The 19,560-nt window shown below is 68.0% G+C and carries 11 protein-coding genes; 8 read left to right on the forward strand and 3 right to left on the reverse strand.

The genetic code is table 11. From position 1 onward, the window contains the following. Nucleotides 1–11 precede the first annotated feature (11 nt). Entirely contained in the window at nt 12–2,120 is a 2,109-nt protein-coding gene (locus tag ABLE38_RS13155) for an alpha-glucuronidase family glycosyl hydrolase (RefSeq protein WP_348974681.1), read from the forward strand. A gap of 16 nt (nt 2,121–2,136) precedes the next feature. Here ABLE38_RS13155 and ABLE38_RS13160 read toward each other — a convergent pair whose 3' ends face one another. After that, on the reverse strand, nt 2,137–3,147 hold the full coding sequence (locus ABLE38_RS13160) for a cupin-like domain-containing protein (RefSeq protein WP_348974682.1): 1,011 nt from the start codon (nt 3,145–3,147) through the stop codon (nt 2,137–2,139). Between the two features lie 57 nt (nt 3,148–3,204). On the opposite strand from ABLE38_RS13160, the gene ABLE38_RS13165 reads away from it, so the two are divergent. Continuing rightward, nucleotides 3,205–3,915 (forward strand): DUF6445 family protein, encoded by a 711-nt coding sequence (locus ABLE38_RS13165; RefSeq protein ID WP_348974683.1) that lies wholly within the window; start codon nt 3,205–3,207, stop codon nt 3,913–3,915. Between the two features lie 94 nt (nt 3,916–4,009). Here the strand turns inward: ABLE38_RS13165 and ABLE38_RS13170 are convergent, their stop codons facing one another. Further along, entirely contained in the window at nt 4,010–7,372 is a 3,363-nt protein-coding gene (locus ABLE38_RS13170) for a TonB-dependent receptor (RefSeq protein ID WP_348974684.1), read from the reverse strand. Nucleotides 7,373–7,644: 272 nt separating this feature from the next. Here ABLE38_RS13170 and ABLE38_RS13175 point away from each other — a divergent pair, with 272 nt between their 5' ends. The 6 genes from ABLE38_RS13175 to ABLE38_RS13200 are packed head-to-tail and all read left to right on the forward strand — an operon-like array spanning nt 7,645 to nt 16,999. Continuing rightward, nucleotides 7,645–9,099: a tryptophan halogenase family protein gene (locus ABLE38_RS13175; RefSeq protein WP_348974685.1), complete on the forward strand. Its 1,455-nt coding sequence runs from the start codon at nt 7,645–7,647 to the stop codon at nt 9,097–9,099. Further along, nucleotides 9,096–10,517, forward strand: a complete 1,422-nt coding sequence (locus ABLE38_RS13180) for a tryptophan halogenase family protein (RefSeq protein WP_348974686.1) — start codon at nt 9,096–9,098, stop codon at nt 10,515–10,517. Before ABLE38_RS13175 ends, ABLE38_RS13180 begins: the two co-directional genes overlap by 4 nt. Then, the gene (locus tag ABLE38_RS13185) at nt 10,514–12,025 is read left to right on the forward strand and encodes a tryptophan halogenase family protein (protein WP_348974687.1); all 1,512 of its coding nucleotides are present in this window, start codon (nt 10,514–10,516) and stop codon (nt 12,023–12,025) included. Before ABLE38_RS13180 ends, ABLE38_RS13185 begins: the two co-directional genes overlap by 4 nt. After that, entirely contained in the window at nt 12,022–13,524 is a 1,503-nt protein-coding gene (locus tag ABLE38_RS13190) for a tryptophan halogenase family protein (protein WP_348974688.1), read from the forward strand. The genes ABLE38_RS13185 and ABLE38_RS13190 overlap by 4 nt, the downstream gene beginning before the upstream one ends. Next, on the forward strand, nt 13,521–15,194 hold the full coding sequence (locus tag ABLE38_RS13195; protein WP_348974689.1) for a glycoside hydrolase family 43 protein: 1,674 nt from the start codon (nt 13,521–13,523) through the stop codon (nt 15,192–15,194). Before ABLE38_RS13190 ends, ABLE38_RS13195 begins: the two co-directional genes overlap by 4 nt. Before the next feature lie 41 nt (nt 15,195–15,235). Beyond that, the gene (locus ABLE38_RS13200) at nt 15,236–16,999 is read left to right on the forward strand and encodes a glycoside hydrolase family 9 protein (RefSeq protein WP_348974690.1); all 1,764 of its coding nucleotides are present in this window, start codon (nt 15,236–15,238) and stop codon (nt 16,997–16,999) included. Nucleotides 17,000–17,154: 155 nt separating this feature from the next. On the opposite strand, the gene ABLE38_RS13205 is transcribed toward ABLE38_RS13200, so the two are convergent. Continuing rightward, nucleotides 17,155–19,545, reverse strand: coding sequence for a glycoside hydrolase family 3 N-terminal domain-containing protein (locus ABLE38_RS13205; protein WP_348974691.1), 2,391 nt, complete (start codon nt 19,543–19,545; stop codon nt 17,155–17,157). Between the last annotated feature and the right edge of the window lie 15 nt (nt 19,546–19,560).

The following is a 19,560-nucleotide window of genomic DNA, read 5'->3' on the forward strand; positions in this document are numbered from 1 at the left end:
TGTCTGCGTTAATGTGTTTCGGCCTTGCGAATCATGCGCTTGCCGAGGACGGCTACGACCTGTGGCTGCGCTATCAGCCGCTCGAGTCTGCCGCCCGGGCGCGTTATGCGCCGCGCATCGCCGCCCTCGTCGCGCCCGGCGAAAGCGCGACGATCCGGGCCGCCGTCGACGAGCTCGATCGCGGCTATCGGGGCATGTTCGGCCAGCCGCTCGCGCGGCGCCAGGTGGTGCAGGACGGCGCCGTGCTGGTCGCCCGCGCCGGCGCGCCGCTGCTCGCCGGCCTGGAGCTTCCGTTCGCGAAGCTCGGCAACGGAGGCTATCTGATCCGCAGCGCCACGCTGCACGGCAAGCGCGTCACGATCATTGCCGGCAACACCGATCAGGGCGCGCTCTACGGCGTGTTCCGCTTCCTCAAGCTGATCCAGACCGGCCAGCCGATCGACGCGCTCGACATCGCCGATGCGCCCAAGCTCCAGGTCCGCGTGCTCAACCATTGGGACAATCTCAACGGCCATGTCGAGCGCGGCTATGCCGGGCTGTCGATCTGGGACTGGCAGAAGCTGCCGCGCTTCAACGATCCGCGCTACACCGATTATGCCCGCGCCAACGCGGCGATCGGGATCAACGGCACGGTGCTGACCAATGTCAACGCCAATGCCGATATCCTGCGACCCGATTACTTGGAGAAGGTGAAGGCGCTGGCCGCGGTGTTCCGGCCCTATGGCATCAGGGTCTATCTCACCGCGCGCTTCTCTGCCCCGATCGAGCTGGGCGGGCTCAAGACCGCCGACCCGCTCGATCCGCAGGTCCGGGCCTGGTGGAAGTCCAAGATCGACGAGATCTACACGGTCATCCCCGATTTCGGCGGCCTGCTGGTCAAGGCCAACTCGGAGGGCCAGCCCGGCCCGGCCGACTATCACCGCACCCATGCCGAGGGCGCCAACATGCTGGCCGATGCGCTCGCGCCACATCACGGCATCGTGATGTGGCGCGCCTTCGTCTATGCCGCGGAGAATGCCGAGGACAGGCACAAGCAGGCCTATACCGAGTTCCAGCCGCTCGACGGCAAGTTCCGCGACAATGTCCTCGTCCAGGTCAAGAACGGCGCGATCGACTTCCAGCCGCGCGAGCCCTTCCATCCGCTGTTCGGCGCGATGCCGCATACGCCGCTGATGATGGAATTCCAGATCACCAAGGAATATCTCGGCTTCGCGACGCACCTCGCCTATCTCGGCACGATGTGGGAGGAGGCGCTGTCCGCCGATACCCACCGCCCGGGCAGCGTCGCCAAGGTCCTCGAGACGCAGGTCGAGCCCGGCGCCGTCACCGGCATGGCCGGCGTCGCCAATATCGGCAACGACCGCAACTGGTCGGGCTCGCAGTTCGACCAGGCGAACTGGTACGCCTTCGGCCGCTTCGCCTGGGATCCCGAGGCGAAGGCCGACGCCGTCGCGCGCGACTGGGCGCGGATGACCTGGGGCAATGATCCCGCGGTCGTCGGGCCCGTGCTCCGCATGATGATGGGCTCGCGCGAGGCGGTGGTCGATTACATGACTCCGCTCGGCCTCGGCCACCAGATGGCAACCGGGCATCATTATGGCCCCGGCCCGTGGATCGCGGACCTCAAGCGCCCCGAATGGAACCCGGTCTATTACGCCAGGGCCGCGCCCGACGGGATCGGCTTCGACCGGACCAGGACCGGCAGCGATGCGCTGTCGCAATATGCCCCCGAGGTGGCGAAGGCCTGGGGCAGCCTCGACACGGTGCCCGACAGCTTGCTGCTCTGGTTCCACCACGTGCCATGGGACTATCGCATGAAATCCGGGCGCACGCTGTGGGACGCGCTGGTGATCCACTATGATACCGGCGTCGATCACGTCCGGGCGATGCAGGCGGATTGGGCGGGGCTGCGCGGCAAGGTGGATGCGCAGCGCTGGGCCGAGGTCCGCGACTTCCTGGCAATCCAGCTCGACGAGGCGATCTGGTGGCGCGACGCCTCGATCGCCTATTTCCAGTCGATCGCGAAGCGCCCGCTGCCCGCCGGGCACAAGCCGCCCGCGCATGACCTCGACTATTACAAGGCGATCACCACGCCCTATGCGCCGGGGCAGGCTGGGTAGTCGAAGGGGCCGCTCGTTACGGCCGCCCCAGCCCCCGCATCAGATACTGCTTGATATATTGCCGCAGCTGCGGCGTCGGCTCGCCCAGCACGCTGCGATGCTCGGGCGCCATGTGGCCGGCGGGGTCGCCGTGGCGCTGGAAAACGAAGGTGTCGAAGAATGCCGCCCAGGCCTCGCGCCGTTCGGGCGGCAAATGGCTGATCGTCAGCACCGCGTGCACCAGCGCATCGAAGCGCGCATCCTGGTCGGGCGAGTCCGCCCACCAGAAATTGACCAGCACGTTGAACGGCGACAGCGCCTCTACCTGGTGCCACCACAAGGCCGGGATGAAGATCGCGTCGCCCGGCTCGAGCTCGGCGGTCAGCGACGCGTCCAGCGCTTCGGCGAAGCGGGGAAATCGGAGCGGGTCGGGCGCGGCCATGTCGACCATGCTCAGCGGCTGCCCGGCTACCGTGTGGTCGAGCGGGCCGATATAGAGATTGGGCGTCTGCGCGGGCGGGAACAGCGTGAAGCGGCGGCGCCCAGCGGCGACGCAGGCGATATTGTCCGACGCGTCGAAATGGGTGGAGATGCTGCTCGCATTGCCCACCCAGATCCTGGGTTCGGCGCCCATCCCGAACAGCGCGGGCAGCTGGTTGGCGCCGGCAAAGCCCGGCAGTGCCTGCGCCGTCTCCACTGCGCCGGCATAGACCGCGGGCACTTCGTCCTTGCCGCGCAGCCCGAGCACATAGCGCAGCAGATCGGCGAAGCGCCCCTTGCGCCGCTCGAAGTTGAAGCCGCGCATGTCGTCCGAATAGAAGAAGCGCCCGTTGATCGCGGGCGGCCCGACAAAGGCTTCCGCGCTCGCGCCCCGGTCGAAGCCGAGCAGATAGTCGCATGCCGCCTCGTCGGACGTCGCAGCGGCCTGGGTCAGCGGCCAGTCGCGCACCAGCCCGCGCAGCACGGTCGGCGCATAGCCGCGCACCAGCTCGCGCAGCATCGCGGCATCCATCCCGCCTTCAATTTCTCGGATCGGCGCTTGCGGCATGGTTTCTCGCTATCCCGGAAATGCTAGGGTGATATCCGGCTGGTTGGTGTCCGGGGCATGTCCGTGTTGTCGCATGATTTTTCGCTCAATTCGCGCCCCGTCGCGCAGCTCTCGCACCTTGGCAGGGAGGGGGAGCCGCTGCTCTGCCTCGATGGGCTGATGCAGCATCCCCAGGCGCTGGTCGACTATGCCGCGAACGAGACGCAGTTCGCCCCCGTGCATGGCCCCGGCGGTGGCTATCCCGGCATCCGCGCGCCGGCGCCGCTCGATTTCGTCGGCGCGGTGGTCCGCGCGCTCGATCCGATCGTGCGCGACGCCTTCGGCCTTGGCGCGGTGCGGCTCGGCCGGGCCGAGTGCAACCTCTCGCTGGTCACGCTCGCGGCCGACGCCCTCGCGCCGTCGCAGCGGGTGCCGCACATCGATACCAGTGATCCGCTGCACTTCGCCTTCCTGCATTTCCTGTGCGGGCCGGAGCAGGGTGGCACCGCCTTTTATCGCCACCGCGCCACCGGGTTCGAGGCGATCACTCCCGATCGCGAGGCGCGCTACCATGCCGCTCGCGCTGCCGAGCCCGAGCCGGCGCCCGGCTATATCGCCGGGGACACGCCAGAGTTCGAGCAGATCGGCGCCGCCGACGCCGCGTTCGACCGGCTGCTGGTCTATCGCAGCCGCCAGCTCCATTCCGGGCTGGTGCCGGCCACGCTCGATCCGGATCCGCGCCGCGGCCGGCTCACCGCCAACATCTTCCTCAGCTACTGCCCGGCCTGACTCTATCAGCCAAAAAAATCGGCGCCGCCGACGGCCAAAAAAATAGGCGCCGCCGACGGGGAGTCGGCAGCGCCAGGCAGGGTGTAACCGGGAATTAGAAGTTGAAGCGGGCGATCGCGGCGAAGCGGCGATCGTTCATGTACCAGCCGCGCGGCACTTCGATGATGCCGCCACCGATCTTCGAGATCACCGCGGTGGTGCGGGTGACTTCGTTGGTCAGGTTCGAGCCCTGCATGCCGATCTTGATCTGCGGCGTCACCGCAAAGAAGATCGAGGCATCGAGCTGGCCGGTCGCCTTGTTGATAATCGGATCGTACGGCGTGATCACGTCGCGCACGGTGAGCAGGAAGTCCGAGCGCCACGAGTAGCTGGCACGCAGCGAGATCGGGCCATAGTCGAAGAACGGGGTGATGTTCACCTGGTGCTTCGAAAGCCCCTGCAGCGGCAGCAGCGCCGTGTTCACCTGGGGCTGGTTGCCCGCGGCGACGTCCGGATCGGTCGGCGAAAGCGTCGACTGCGGCACGCCCGAGCTGTCGACATAGGTGTAGTTCGCCTGCAGGCCCAGGCCCTTGAGCGGCCCCGGCAGGAAGTCGAAGGTCTGCTGGTAGCTGACTTCGACGCCTTTGATCTTGCCCTTGACCGACGAGTTCTGCGGGGTGGTGATGACTTCCGAATAGGTCTGGCCGTTATTGGTCAGATCCATGCGACGGGTGTCGTTGATCACCACGTCGGTCAGCACCTTGTAGAAGGCCGAGACGGTCAGCGAGCCGACCCGCGAGAAATACCACTCGGCCGTCAGGTCGTAATTGTCGGCCTTGGTCGGCAGCAGATACGGGTTGCCGGCGGTGGTGACGCCCTGGAAGCGGAAGCTGTTCGGGATCAGCTGGCCCGTCGCGTCGACATTCTGCACCACCGACAGGTTGGCCTGGAGGTAGTTGCGGATATAGCCGGTCTGCGGCGGCGAGACGCCCTTGAAATAGGCGGCGCGGAACTGCAGCCCGCCACCGGCCTCGAGCTTGAAATTCACGCTCGGCAGCCAGTAGCTATAGTCGGTCGAGACGTTCGACGGGATCAGCGCCCCGTTGACGAACGCGCGCGCCGCGGCCTGCTGTGCCGGGCTGAACGAGCAGAAGGGCGACACCGTCGCGGGCGGCGTCACCGGCGTGGCGCAGGTCGCGTCGGTCGGGAAGGCCGTGGTGTTGGTGAACGAGGTATAGCCGTCCGAATCGCGCTTGGTCTTGGTGTAGCGCACGCCGACATTGCCGGTCAGGCGCAGCCCGCCCAGATGCGTGTCGATCTTCGCCATCAAATAGGCGGCGTAGTTGCGCTCGCGGATCGGGTTGATCTCGTCGGGCAGGAACGGCGTGCCGGCAATCACGCCGCAGCGATTAGCCAGTGCGTTCCAGCCATTGTTGTAGGTCTTGCCGTTGCTGACGCCGTTGACGAGGCAGTTCTGGTTGGTGCCCTGCCATTCCTGCGCGATCGAATTCGCATAGGCGATCATTCCGGCATAGTCGGTCGCGGTGTTGCCCGAATAATAGAGGCGACCCTGGCCGCCGAGCGGATTGCTCACCTGGCCGCGGAAGAAGTCGTTGAAATAATAGGCGGAGTTGGCGTTGGGCACGGTGCCGTCGGTGCGCACCGTGTTGTTGCCGTTGACCGGCATGTCGAGCCAGACCGGGCCGTTATTGCCCCATTGCTCGGAGAGCACGCCCCAATTGTAGCGCGTGTAGCGCGAGACCTGATCGCGGTCGGCATAGCGCACGCCGCCCTGGATCGACTTCAGGAAGCTGCCCTCGGGCAGCTTGTAGTCGAGGTCGAGGCGGAAGGCGTCCGAATTGCCGTCGCTCTGCTCGATGTGATCCATCGCCGCGCGCGGGAAGCTGTTGTACGGATCGGTGAAGCTGGTGTGGTTCGCCCCGAAATAGGTCGGGTTCATCGATCCGCCCGGCGCCTGCGCCGCGTTGCAGTCATAGCTCGTGCCCGGCGGGTTCTGCGAATTGGCGGCGGGGCCGTTGCAGACCTGCGGCGCGATGAACGACACGCTCGGGAAGTCCGATCCGTGCAGCGCGATCGATGCGTTCTGGTAGGTCGAGTTCCAGATCGTGTTGTCGAGCACGTTGGTGGTCGACTTCACATGCTGGTAGTCGAACACCACGCCAAGCCGCTCGCTGGCGTTCCACTTCAGGTTGAAGCCGTAATCGTCGGTGACGAGCTTTTCGTCATGGTCGCGGCGAATGTTGTTCGATTGCAGGCCGAGCATCGGCGTGCGTGCCGCGCCGGTGTTCTGGTCGCCGCGCCAGCCGGTCGGGCCGGTGATGGTGCCGTCCTCGAACATGCCGTCGCTGGCGAAGTCGAGCGTGGTGCCCGGCACGCGGCGCGAGTCACCGTTGGACGAGACGTTGTCGGTCGCGATCTCGATCGTGCGCTCGGTCCAGGCCTGGCGCGCGTCGGAGCGCAGGAACTGGGCGACCGCTTCGACCGAGCCGTCGTTGCTGCGATACTGGAGCGCGGCGGCATAGCCGTAGCGCTCGCGGTTGAATTCCTGGCGGCCCATCACCGCGCCGCGCGGGAAATAGACCTGCCTGGCGATCGTCGCGCCGGTGCCGTTGTCGACGACGTCGCCGTCCGAATAGAGGTTGCGGATGCGGAAGCTCGAGACCTGGAAACGGTCCGACTGGCTCTTCAGCTGCGAATAGGAGAAGTTGGCGAGCGCGCCGAATTCGCCGATGCCGGTCTCCCAGCGATCGCTGACCATGATCGATCCGGTCGGCGTCCACTTCTTCTCGAAGTCGCCGTAATTCGCCTCGAGCGAGCCCGCGACCACCAGGCCCTTCTTGTTGTCGAAGGGCTTGCGGGTGCGCAGGTTCACCGTGCCGCCGATGCCGCCTTCGATGCGGTCGGCCGAGGGCGACTTGAACACGTCGACGCCGCCCATCATTTCCGAAGGCACGTCGGCGAAGCTCAGCGAGCGGCCGTTATTGGCGGTGAAGGCCTCGCGGCCGTTGAATTCCGAGCGGACATAGCTGAGGCCGCGGATCACGACGCCCGAACCCTCGACCGAGAAGTGGTCGGGGTCGACGCCGGCGGCGAAGCGGTTGATCGACACGCCCGGGATGCGCTGCAGCGTCTCGGTGACCGAGCGGTCGGGCAGGGCGCCGATGTCCTCGGCGGTGACCGAGTCGACGATCACGTCGGCATTCTTCTTGAGCGACTGGGCGCTCTGCAGCGACTGGCGATAGCCCTGGACGACGATCGTGTCCTCGGGGGTGGACTGCGCGGGATCGCTGGCCGTGGTGTTGCCGGACTGCGTGTCCTGGGCCCAGGCCGGCGCTGCGATGGAAAGGCAGGCGAGCGCCGCCGCCGAAACGCCTGCGCGCAGGGCTCCGGTGCGGAACCTGCTGGTCCCGCCGGCTTCCCGAATACCGATGTGATGAATCGAATCGAGCTTTCGCATCGAGCTGTCCCCTCCCGTGTTAGCGCTACCATATGACGGCGCGTTTCTTATTTGTGTCATACCTAAAGTAGGAGTTGTCAAAAGATCAAGCCATCTTGTTCGGCTCGCGGCAAACCCCCGGATTTGTGGCGGTTTTGCAACTATTTCGCTGCATTGCGGCACGTTTCTCGCAGCTGCGAAGGGGGCATTTCGCCCTCGAATCGCCTTGCGCCGCGATTGACGGTTTCGCGACGGGAGCGCTAACATTCGTGCCGGAGAGGGGCATCGCAAGAATGCTGATTGGGCGCATACTCGTGGTCGGCGGGGGCACTGCCGGGTGGATGGCCGCCGCCGCGCTCGCGCATAAGTTCGCCGGCACGGCGCTGGCGATCACCTTGGTCGAATCGGCCGAGATCGGCACGGTCGGCGTCGGCGAGGCGACGATTCCGCACATCCGCCATTTCAACGCGACGCTCGGCATCGACGAGGCGGAGTTCCTCGCCGCGACCATGGGCACCTACAAGCTCGGCATCGAATTCGTCGACTGGGGCCGGATCGGCGATTCCTATATCCATCCCTTCGCCGAGTTCGGCGACGCGATCGACGGCGTGCCCTTCCATCAGCAATGGCTGGCGCAGATGGGCACAGCTGGGGCATTCGAGGACTATTCGCTGCCGATCCAGGCCGCGCGCCAGGGCCGCTTCCGCCACCCCGAGGGCGGGCCGTACAATTATGCCTATCAATTCGATGCCGGCCTCTACGCGAAATATCTCCGCAGCTATGCCGAAACGCGCGGAGTCACGCGCCGCGAGGGCAAGGTCGTCGACGTCGCGCTCGACGGCGAGAGTGGCTTCCTCCGCGCGGTCACGCTGGAAAGCGGCGAGACGATCGAGGCCGACCTGTTCGTCGACTGCTCGGGTTTTCGCGGGCTGATCATCGAGCAGGCGCTGGGCACCGGCTATGAGGAATGGAGCCACTGGCTGCCGTGCGACCGCGCCATCGCCATTCCCTGCACCAATAGCGGCCCGATCGCGCCGCTCACCCGCGCTACGGCAAAGCAAGCGGGCTGGTGCTGGCGCATCCCGCTGCAGCACCGCACCGGCAACGGCCATGTCTATGCCAGCGGCTGCCTCGGCGACGACGAGGCGCTGGAGATATTGCTCGCCGAACTCCCGGCCGCGCCGATCGCCGCCCCCAACCGGCTCCGCTTCGTCACCGGCAAGCGCAAGCGGCAATGGGTGGGCAACACGGTCGCGATCGGGCTGTCGTCGGGCTTTCTCGAGCCGCTCGAATCCACCTCGATCCACCTGATCCAGGTCGCGATCGGGCGGCTGCTCGATCTCTTCCCCACCGGCGCCTGGGACCCGCTCGACGCCGAGGAGTTCAACCGGTCGATGGCGCTCGAATATACGCGCGTCCGCGATTTCCTGATCCTCCATTATCACTGCCAGCAGCGCGACGATTCCGAATTCTGGCGCCACTGCCGCGCGATGACGCTGCCGGACTCGCTCGCCTACAAGCTGGAGCTGTTCCGCGAGCGCGGCGTCGTCGTCCAGTATCGCGAGGGCACGTTCCAGGAGCCGAGCTGGCTCGCCGTCTATCTCGGCCAGCACGTCATCCCCCGCCACGTCGATCCGCGCGCGGGCGGGGAGGGCGTCGCCGCCGCGATGGCCGCGATGCGCGCCGGGATCGCCGCTGCGGCTGACGCAATGCCGATGCACGAAGCGGCGCTGGGGATGCCGGCATGATCCGCAGCATCGGCATCGTCGGTGCAGGAGTCGCCGGCTGGATGGCGGCGCTGGCGCTCGGCCGCGCGCTGCCCCAGGCCGATGTCACAGTGATCGAGACCGAGGGCCCCGATTGGAGCCTCGGCCCGTTCGGCCCTGCCGAAGCCAGCCTGCCCGATTTCGCCGCCTGGCTCGCCGATCACGACGTGGACGAGGCTGCGCTGCTCCGCGCGGCACGCGGCAGCTTCTCGCTCGGCACCGTCTGCTCGGGTTGGGCAGGCCCCGAGGCGGACTGGTTCCTGCCCTTCGGCACGATCGGCGCGCCGCTCGGCTCCACGCCTTTCCACCAGCTCGCCGCGCGCCTGCGCCAGGCCGACCATCCGCTGCGCCTCGCCGATTTCTCGCTCGCCGCGGTCGCCGCCGCCGCGGGCCGGTTCGAGCGACCGAGCCCGGATCCGCGCTCGGTCCTGTCGAGCTTCGGCTATGGCCTCCACCTCGACCGCGCCGGTCTCCCCCAGGTGCTGCGCGCCGCCACCGGGCTCGCCCCCGCCGGTATCTTCCGCCGCGCCGAGGCGAACGGCGAGATCACCGCGGTAGAGCTGCACGACGGCAGCCGCGTCACCGCCGATCTCTGGCTCGATTGCTCCGGCCCCGCCGCACTGCTCGCCGGCCAGTTCGATGGCGGGTGGGACGACTGGTCCGCCTGGCTCCCCTGCGACCGCGCGCTCGAGAGCTTCGCCCCGGCCGGGGGCATTCCGCCGCCCTATGCGCATGCCGGCGCGTTCGAGGGCGGCTGGCAGCGCACCGTGCCGCTGGTCGGCGGGCAGGGCGGGGCATTGCTCTATGCCGCCGCGCACCTCCCCGAGCAGCCCGGCGCAGTCCCGATCGCACAGGGCCGGCGTGCCCGGGCCTGGGTCGGCAACGTCGTCGCGCTCGGCGCCGCCGCGGCGCTGGTCGAGCCGATCCATGGCTGGAATTTGGCGCTGCTCCAGGATGCGCTCAGCCGGCTGGTCGGCCTGCTCCCCGCCGCGCCCCACGGCCGCGAGCCCGCCGAATATAACCGCCTGGCCGCCGAGGCGGCCGACCGCGTCCGCGACTTCGCCATCCTCCACTACAAGGCCAACGGCCGCACCGGCGAGGCGCTATGGGACCAGGCCCGCGCCGCGCCCGTCCCCGAGCCGCTCCAGCACAAGCTCGACCTGTTCGCGAGCCGTGGCCGCGTGCCGCTCCTCGACGAGGAATTGTTCGGGGCCGCGGACTGGATCGCGGTGCTCGACGGCCAGGGCATCCGCCCGCGCCGCCACGATGCGCTCGCCGATGCGATCCCGGAAGAGGCGCTCACCCAGCACTTCAGCCGCATCCGCGCGGTCATCCTCGACGCGGTCCGCGCGATGCCCCATCACGGCGCCACGCTCCGCGCCGAAGGACTGATGCCATGAATGCCGCCCCACCGATCCGCAGCGTCGTCATTGTCGGCGGCGGCACTGCCGGCTGGATGGCCGCCGCGGCGCTTGCGCGGCTGGTCGCCGCCGACGTCGGCGTCACTCTGGTCGAGTCCGATGCGATCGGCACGGTCGGCGTCGGCGAGGCGACGATCCCGCCGATCCGCACCTTCAACGCGATGCTCGGCATCGACGAGCGCGACTTCCTCGCCGCCACGCAAGGGACGATCAAGCTCGGCATCGAGTTCGTCGACTGGAATGCGCCCGGCCACGCCTATCTCCACCCGTTCGGCGAGCTCGGCTTCGATATCGAGGGGGTGCGCTTCCACCAGATCTGGCACCGGCTCCATGCCGCTGGCCAGGCCGGGCCGCTCGACGCCTATTGCATGTCCGCCGTCGCCGCGCGGCTGAACCGCTTCCTGCCTTCGAACAACGACCCGAATTCGGCGCTGTCGCGGCTGGTCTATGCCTATCATTTCGATGCCGGCCTCTATGCCCGCTTCCTGCGCAGCTACGCCGAGGCGCGCGGCGTGCGCCGGGTCGAGGGGCGCATCGTCGATACGGCGCTGCGCGGCACCGACGGGCATGTCGAGGCGGTGGTGCTGGAGGGCGGTGCCCGGGTCGAGGGCGAGCTGTTCCTCGACTGCTCGGGGTTCGGCGGCCTGCTGATCGAGGGCGCGCTCCACGCCGGCTATGAGGACTGGACGCACTGGCTGCCCTGCGACCGCGCCGTCGCCGTGCCCTCGGCCAATGCCGGGCCGCTCAACCCCTATACCCGCGCCACCGCGCGTCCGGCCGGCTGGCAATGGCGCATCCCGCTCCAGCACCGCACCGGCAATGGCTATGTCTATTCGAGCGCGCATCTCTCGGACGACGAGGCCGCCGCGACGCTGCTCGCCAATCTCGACGGCGAGGCGCTCGCCGATCCGCGTCCGCTGCGCTTCGTCACCGGCCGGCGCAAGCAGGCCTGGGTGCGCAACGTCGTCGCGATCGGGCTGTCCTCGGGCTTCATCGAGCCGCTGGAATCGACCAGCATCCACCTGATCCAGTCTGGCATCACCCGGCTGCTCGCACTGTTCCCCGACAGCGGCTTCGGCGATGTCGAGCGCGACGCGTACAATGCGCTTAGCCGCAGCCAGTTCGAGCGGGTGCGCGACTTCGTCATCGTCCATTACCACGCCAATGCCCGGCCCGAGCCCTTCTGGCGCGACCTGCGCGCGATGGCGCTGCCCGATGGCCTCGCCGAGCGCATCGCGCTGTTCCGCAACCGGGGACGCGTCTTCCGCCACGAGGACGAGCTGTTCGCCGAGGCGAGCTGGATCGCGGTGCTGCGCGGGCAGGGGATCGAACCCGCCGGCTGGGACCCGCTCGTCGAGGCGCTCGACCTGCCGCGCGTCGGCCAGATGGTCGAGCGCATTGGCGCCACGTTCCGCCGTGCGGCGGAAGCAATGCCCGATCACGGCGCCTGGCTCGCCCAGCACGCGCCTGCAAGGAACCTCGCATGACCGACAGACGTATCCGCAACATCCTCATCGTCGGCGGCGGCACCGCCGGCTGGATGACAGCCGCCACGCTCTCGCGCATCCTCGGGCGCGAATATACCAACATCACTTTGGTCGAGTCCGACGAGATCGGGATCATCGGCGTCGGCGAGGCGACCATCCCGCAGATGGCGACCTTCAACCGCATGCTCGGGCTCGACGAGGATGAGTTCATCCGCGAGACCAAGGGCAGCTTCAAGCTGGGCATCCAGTTCGTCAACTGGGGCCGGATCGGCCACCGCTATTTCCACCCCTTCGGCCGCTATGGGCTCGACATGAAGGGCTTGTCTTTCCACGCTTATTACCTTCGCCTGCGCCAGCTGGGCGAGGCGCCCGACATCGACCAATGGTCGCTCCAGGCGATGGCGGCGCGCGACAACAAGTTCATGCGCTCGATCGATGCGGGCAACTCGCCGCTCAGTGACATCGCCTATGCCTATCACTTCGATGCCGGGCTCTATGCCAGGTTCCTGCGCGGCTATGCCGAGGAGCGGGGCGTCACCCGGCGCGAGGGCAAGATCGTCGATGTGAAGCTGCGCGGGGCGGACGGGTTCGTCGAGTCCGTCACCATGCAGGACGGGTCCGAGATCGAGGCGGACCTGTTCATCGACTGTTCGGGCTTCAGGGGGCTGATCATCGAGCAGGCGCTGAAGGCGGGCTATACGGACTGGTCCGAATACTTGCCCTGCAATCGCGCGATCGCGGTGCCCTGCGCCAGCGTGGACGCATGGACGCCCTATACGCGCTCGACGGCGCATTCGGCCGGCTGGCAATGGCGCATCCCGCTCCAGCACCGCATCGGAAATGGTCATGTCTTTTCATCGGATTACATGTCCGACGACGAGGCGACGGCGATCCTGATGGCCAATCTCGACGGCGAGCCGCTGGCCGATCCGCGCACGGTTCCGTTCAAGACCGGCCACCGCGACCGGATGTGGGTTAAGAACTGCGTCGCGCTGGGCCTGTCGGGCGGCTTCCTCGAGCCGCTCGAATCGACCTCGATTTGGCTGATCCAGTCGGGCGTGGCGCGGCTGCTGACGATGTTCCCGGACCGCGATTTCAACCAGGCCGATATCGATCGCTACAACCGCACGATGCTGACCGACTACGAGGACATCCGCGACTTCCTCGTCCTCCATTATCACGCCACCCAGCGCGACGATTCGCCGTTCTGGAACTACTGCCGGACGATGCCTATCCCCGATCGCCTCGCCGAGAAGATGGCGGTGTTCCGCAGCCACGGCCGCGCCTTCCGCGAGAATGAGGAGCTGTTCAACGACACCAGCTGGTTCGCGGTGATGCTCGGCCAGCTGATGGAGCCGGCGTCGCACGATCCGGTGGCGGACGTGATGCCGCTCGCCGAGACGCGTGAGCGGCTCGCCCATATCCGCGAGGCCATCGCCAACAGCGCCGCCTACATGCCCCGCCACCGCGACTTCATCCGGGACCATTGCGCAGCATGAGAAACCTCTTCGCCGCCATCGCCGCACTGCTCCTCGCCGCGCCCGCCGCCGCCCAGCCGGTCGCGACCTTCCCCTGGTTCAGCTATAGCGGCAGGGACGCCTCGGACGACGTGCCGGCCAAGCCCGGCGACTATCGCAACCCGATCCTCAAGGGCTTCTACCCGGATCCCAGCGTCACCCGGGTCGGCGACGATTTCTACCTGGTCCATTCGACCTTCAGCTGGTTTCCCGGCATCCCTGTCTTCCACAGCCGCGATCTCGTCCACTGGACCCAGATCGGCAACGCGATCGACCGCCCGAACCAACTCGACTTCAAGCAGCTCGGCCTGTCGCGCGGCGTGTTCGCGCCGTCGATCCAGGCGAAGGACGGGCTGTTCTACATCCTCAACACCTGCGTCGATTGCGGCGGCAATTTCCTGATCACCGCCAGGAACCCCGCCGGCCCGTGGAGCGACCCCGTCTGGCTGCCCGATCTCGAGGGCGGCATCGATCCCTCGCTGTTCTTCGACGACGACGGCCGCAGCTGGATGGTCAACAACGGCGCGCCCGAGGGCAAGCCGCTGTACGAAGGCCACCGCGCGATCTGGGTGCAGGAGTTCGACCGCAAAACGCTGAAGACCTTCGGCCCGCGCACGGTGCTGGTCAACGGCGGCATCGACCTGTCGAAGAAGCCGATCTGGATCGAGGGGCCGCACATCTTCAGGAAGGACGGCTGGTATTATCTGAGCTGTGCCGAGGGCGGCACCGCCGAGGGGCACAGCCAGGTTATCCTGCGGTCCAAGAGCGTCACCGGCCCCTATGTCGCCTGGGAAGGCAACCCGATCCTTACCCAGCGCGATCTGCCGCGCGACCGAGCGAACCCGATCACCTCCGCCGGCCACGCCCAGCTCGTCACCACGCCCGACGGCAAATGGTGGGCGACCTTCCTCGCCGTGCGGCCCTATGCCGGTGATTTCTACACCACCGGCCGCGAGACCTTCCTGCTGCCGGTGAGCTGGCGGGAGGGCTGGCCGCGCATCCTGCCCCCTGCCACGCCGATCCCCTGGACGCATGCCCGTCCGGCGCTGCCGCAGGGCACCGCGCCGGTCCCGACCGCCGGCGGCTTCTCGGTGCACGACGATTTCGGCCGGGCCAAGCTGCCGCCCTATTGGATGATGCTGCGCAACCCGCGAAGCGCCTGGTACAGGACCGGCGCCACCGGCCTCGCGCTCACCGCGCGCGCCGTCGGCCTGGGCGACAATGGCAATCCTAGCTTCCTCGCCCGCCGCCAGCAGCACATGAACGCCGTGGCCGAGACGGTGCTGCAGTTCGCGCCGGAGAAGGACGGCGACCGCGCCGGCCTGGTCGCGCTGCAGAACGACGATTACTGGTTCTTCCTCGGTGTGAAGCGCGTCGGCGGGCGCGACATGCTGGTCCTCGACCAGCGCGACGGGCCGAGCAGCCCCAGGCTCGGCAAGACGCTGTCATTGATCGCGCGGCCCGCCGCCACGGCGCTGCATCTGCGGGTCGAGACGCAGGGCCGGCACTATGTCTTCAGCTATGCCGTGCCGGGCGGGCGGCACCTGGCCTGGCACCAACTCGTCACCGTCGACACCGACAGCCTGACCACCAAGGTCGCGGGCGGCTTCGTCGGCTCGGTGTTCGGCGTGTTCGCGGGAAGGGGCGAGTGATCGGGGTGAAGCTCTCCTCCCTGAAAGGGAGGGGAAGGCTATTGGCCCTCCTCGCCCCACTGCTGCTCGGCGCCACCTCGCCCGCAATCCCGATCGACCTCAGCCAGCTCGGCTTCCAGCCCGACGACCCCAAGATCGCGATCGTCACCATCGGCACCGGCCAGCCGCGCGAATGGCTGCTGGTCGACGAGACGGGCAAGACCGTCGCGCGAGGGATGACCGAAGTGTTCGGCAAGGACGCGGCCTCGGGCGGCTATGTCGAGCGCATCGACTTCAGCGGCTTCCGCACGCCGGGCAGCTATCACCTCGCCTCGGGCAGTTCGGCGAGCACGCTTTTCGAGATCCGCCCGAACCTCTACGCCCCGCTCGCCCGCGACGCGCTCGCCTTCTTCTACCACCAGCGTGCCGGCGTGCCGATCGAGGCGCGCATTGTCGGCGCCAGATGGGCGCGCCCAGCGGGTCACGCGCATGAAGTCGCGAAGTGCTTCGCCGGCAAGGACGAGCGCGACATCCTGTGGAGCGGCTGTCCCTACAGCCTCGACGTCACCGGCGGCTGGTACGATGCCGGCGACCACGGCAAATATGTCGTCAATGGCGGCATTGCGCTGTGGACGCTGCTGGGCGCCTATGAGCGCAATCCCGGGGCCATCCCGACGACGAACGGCGCCCCGCGCCTGCTCGACGAAGCGCGCGTCGAGATGGAATTCCTGCTGAAGATGCAGGTGCCCGACGGCACCCGGCTCTCGCTTCCCGCGGGTCCGCCCAAGTCGCTTGCCGCGAGCGCGGGCTGGCGCTCCGATCCGCCGGACTTCGCCACGCTCGATGCCTCGGGCATGGCCCACCAGAAGGTTGCGGACGCCCGGTGGACCGCGCTGCCCACGCCGCCTTCGGCCGACACGCAGGAGCGGCTGCTCTATCCGCCGACCACCGCGGCGACGCTCAACCTCGCCGCCACCGCCGCCCAGTGCGCGCGCGTCTGGAAGGGCGTGGACGACGCGTTCGCCGCGCGCTGCCTCGCCGCCGCCGCGCGCGCCTATGCCGCCGCGCGCCGCAACCCGCAGATATACGCTACCAACAGCTTCACCGGCTCGGGCGGCTATGGCGACGGAGACGTCTCGGACGAATTCTACTGGGCCGCGGCCGAGCTGTTCGTCACCACCGGCAAGGCGGAATATCGCCAGGCGCTCGAGGCCTCGCCGCATTTCCGCGTGCCCGCCGGCGAGCCCGGCTGGCCGCAGACCGCGACGCTCGGCACGATCACCCTGACGACGCGGCCGTCGGCGCTGCCCGCGGTCGAGGTGCAGCGCCTGCGCGCCATGCTGGTTGCCGCCGCCGATCGCTTCCTCGCGGACGAGGCCGGGAACGGCTACCGCATCCCGCTCGCCCACTATTCTTGGGGCTCGAACGGCGCGCTGCTCAACCGCGCGATGGTGCTGGGGGTGGCGGGCGATCTCACCCGCGATCCGAAATACCGGGCCGGGGTGATCGACGCGGTCGACTATGTCCTCGGCCGCAATCCCAATCGCATATCCTATGTCAGCGGCTATGGCGCGGACTCGATGCAGAACCCGCATCACCGCTTCTGGGCGCATTCGCTCGATCCGGCGCTGCCCGGCCCGCCGCCGGGCGTGCTCTCGGGCGGCGCCAATTCCACCGCGATGGCCGATCCGGTCGCGATGAAGCTGCAGGGCAAGTGCGCGCCGCAGCGCTGCTGGGCGGACGACGTCCACGCTTACGCGCTCAACGAAGTCGCGATCAACTGGAACGCGCCGCTGGTCTGGGTGGCGGCGTGGCTGGCTGAGTAGAAAATCCTCCCCCAGCTTGTCTGGGGGAGGGGGACCGCTCGCGAAGCGAGGGGTGGAGGGGCGGCGGTGGAACACCGCCGACTGCGTCGGCGGCCCCTCTACCATGCTGCGCATGGTCCCCCTCCCCGAGCGGAACTCGGGGAGGAATTGGGAAATCACTTCACCGTCAGCACGGCGCTCTTCAGGTCCACCGAGTTCGGCCCCGCCGAGATGGTGAAGGTGCCCGGCTCGACGACATGCTTCATCTGCACGTTCCACAGCGCCAGGTCGTCCGGGGTCAGCTCGAAGCGCACCGTCTTCTTCTCGCCCGGCTTCAGCGTCACCCGCTGGAAGCGCTTGAGCTCGATCAGCGGGCGCGTCACGCTCGCTTCGTCGTCATGGACGTAGAGCTGGACCACCTCGTCGCCGGCGCGCTTGCCGGTGTTGGTCACGTCGACGTTCACCGCCACCTTGTCGGCGATCCCGATCGTGCCGGCGCCGAGCACCGGTGCGCCCACCTCGAACGAGGTGTAGCTGAGCCCGTAGCCGAACGGGTAGAGCGGGGTGGTGTCGCCGAACAGATAGCCGCGCCGCGCGCTCGGCTTCTTGTTGTAGTAGATCGGCAGCTGGCCGACATTGCGCGCCACCGAGACCGGCAGCTTGCCGCCCGGATTGTAGCGCCCGAAGAGCACGTCGCCCAGCGCGTTGCCGGTCTGCTCGCCGAGATACCAGCCCTCGATCAGCGCCGGCGCCTTCTCGGCGAGATAGTTGACCGCATAGGGTCGGCCGTTGAGCAGGATCACCACCACCGGCTTGCCGAGCGCGAAGATCTCCTTGGCGAGCTGGTCCTGCGGCCCGGGCAGGTCGAGCGTCTCGCTGTCGCCCAGATGGTTGTCGGCCCAGGCCTCGCGGCTCAGCGCCTCGTTGCCGCCGAGCACCATCACGATCACGTCGGCGTCCTTCGCCGCCGCCACCGCATCGGCGCGCAGCCTGTCGTTGGTCGCGGCATCGGTGAGCTTGACGTCGTCCTGCGCCCAGACATGGCCTTCGGTGAGGCGGATGCCCTCCGAATAATCGACCTGGAACTTGCCCTTGCCCTCGGCCTGCATCGCCTCGAGCACCGAGACGACATGGTTCGGCACGTCCGAATAGCCGCCGATCGGGGTGTCCTTGGCGTGGGTGCCGATCACCGCCATCCGCTTGATGCCGCTGGCGTCGAGCGGCAGCAGGCCGTTCGAATTCTTGAGCAGCACCACGCTCTCGCGCGCCGCCTGGCGGGCCAGCGCGATCGCCTCGGGCGTGTTGGTCTTCGCCGCTGCGGTCTTCACATCGGCATAGGGGTTCTCGAACAGGCCGCCCTCGAACTTCATCTCGAGCACGCGGCGCACCGCATTGTCGATCTGGCCCTGGCTGACCTTGCCTTCCTTCACCAGCTGGATGAGGAAGTTGTAGCCCTCGCCATCGGGGGTCTCGACATCGACCCCGGCATCGAGTGCGCGGGCGCCGGCGTCCTTGACGTCCTTGAACATCTTGTGGCGGGTGACGAGCTCGCGGATCGCGAAATAGTCGCTGACCACCGCGCCCTTGAAGCCCCATTCGCCGCGCAGCACGTCATGCAGCAGCCATTTGTTGGCGTGGCTGGGGATGCCGTCGATCTCGTTGTAGCTTGCCATCACCGCGCGCACCGGCAGCTGGGTCACTGCCTTCTGGAACGGCGGGAAGAAGTCCTCGCGCAGCGTCCGCTCGCCGAGCGAAGCGGGGCCGACATTGGTGCCGTTCTCCGGCTGGCCGTGCCCGGTCATGTGCTTGAGCGTGACGAACACCTTGTCCTTGGCGAGCGGCAGCGTCGTGCCCTGGAAGCCGCGGATCGCCGCGAGGCCCATCTCGGAGACGAGATACGGGTCCTCGCCATAGGTCTCCTCGATGCGGCCCCAGCGCGGATCGCGGGCGACGTCGACCACCGGGGCGAGGACGAGGTTCGCGCCGCGCGCACGGGCTTCCGAAGCGGCCACCGAGAAGATCTTCTCGAGCAGGCCGGGATCCCAGGAAGAGGCGAGGGCGATCGACTGCGGGAAGCTCGTCGCCCCCGGCGCGACCAACCCGTGCAGGGCCTCCTCGTGCATGATCATCGGGATGCCGAGCCGCGTCTTCTCCACCGCCCATTTCTGCGCGGCGTTGATATAGGTCGCGGTCTCCACGGCGTTGCGGTTCGCGGTCAGGTCGGCGCCGGCATTGGCGGTGCCCGCGGTGATGCCCTTGCGGTCCGACGGGCGCGAGATCATGCCCAGGCCATTGGGGAAGCTCTGGCTCGCCTTCGCCGCATCGAAATCGCCGGTCGGCGTCTGCACCTGGCCCTTGTTGAGCCACAGCGCCACCAGCTGCGAAACCTTTTCCTCCAGCGTCATCCGCCCGAGCAGGTCCTCGACGCGCGCATCGACGCTCTGGCTCGCATCCTTGTAGAGCGGCTTGTCCGCCTGCGCCTTTTGCGCCTGGGCCGGGACGGCAAGGATCGGGGTCAGCGCCGTGGCGGCGATGGCAAGCGCGGCGATGCGGCGGAAGTGGCGCACGTGTCTCTCCTCGGA

It is taken from the genome of Sphingomonas sp. KR3-1, assembly GCF_040049295.1.
In the GTDB taxonomy this organism is placed as follows: domain Bacteria; phylum Pseudomonadota; class Alphaproteobacteria; order Sphingomonadales; family Sphingomonadaceae; genus Sphingomonas.

What these genes read in the sequence shown, in the direction of transcription:
- ABLE38_RS13155 (WP_348974681.1), top strand. Translation starts at nt 12, where the DNA reads ATGTGTTTCGGCCTTGCGAATCATGCGCTTGCCGAGGACGGCTACGAC.
- ABLE38_RS13160 (WP_348974682.1), bottom strand. Translation starts at nt 3,147, where the DNA reads ATGCCGCAAGCGCCGATCCGAGAAATTGAAGGCGGGATGGATGCCGCG.
- ABLE38_RS13165 (WP_348974683.1), top strand. Translation starts at nt 3,205, where the DNA reads ATGTCCGTGTTGTCGCATGATTTTTCGCTCAATTCGCGCCCCGTCGCG.
- ABLE38_RS13170 (WP_348974684.1), bottom strand. Translation starts at nt 7,372, where the DNA reads ATGCGAAAGCTCGATTCGATTCATCACATCGGTATTCGGGAAGCCGGC.
- ABLE38_RS13175 (WP_348974685.1), top strand. Translation starts at nt 7,645, where the DNA reads ATGCTGATTGGGCGCATACTCGTGGTCGGCGGGGGCACTGCCGGGTGG.
- ABLE38_RS13180 (WP_348974686.1), top strand. Translation starts at nt 9,096, where the DNA reads ATGATCCGCAGCATCGGCATCGTCGGTGCAGGAGTCGCCGGCTGGATG.
- ABLE38_RS13185 (WP_348974687.1), top strand. Translation starts at nt 10,514, where the DNA reads ATGAATGCCGCCCCACCGATCCGCAGCGTCGTCATTGTCGGCGGCGGC.
- ABLE38_RS13190 (WP_348974688.1), top strand. Translation starts at nt 12,022, where the DNA reads ATGACCGACAGACGTATCCGCAACATCCTCATCGTCGGCGGCGGCACC.
- ABLE38_RS13195 (WP_348974689.1), top strand. Translation starts at nt 13,521, where the DNA reads ATGAGAAACCTCTTCGCCGCCATCGCCGCACTGCTCCTCGCCGCGCCC.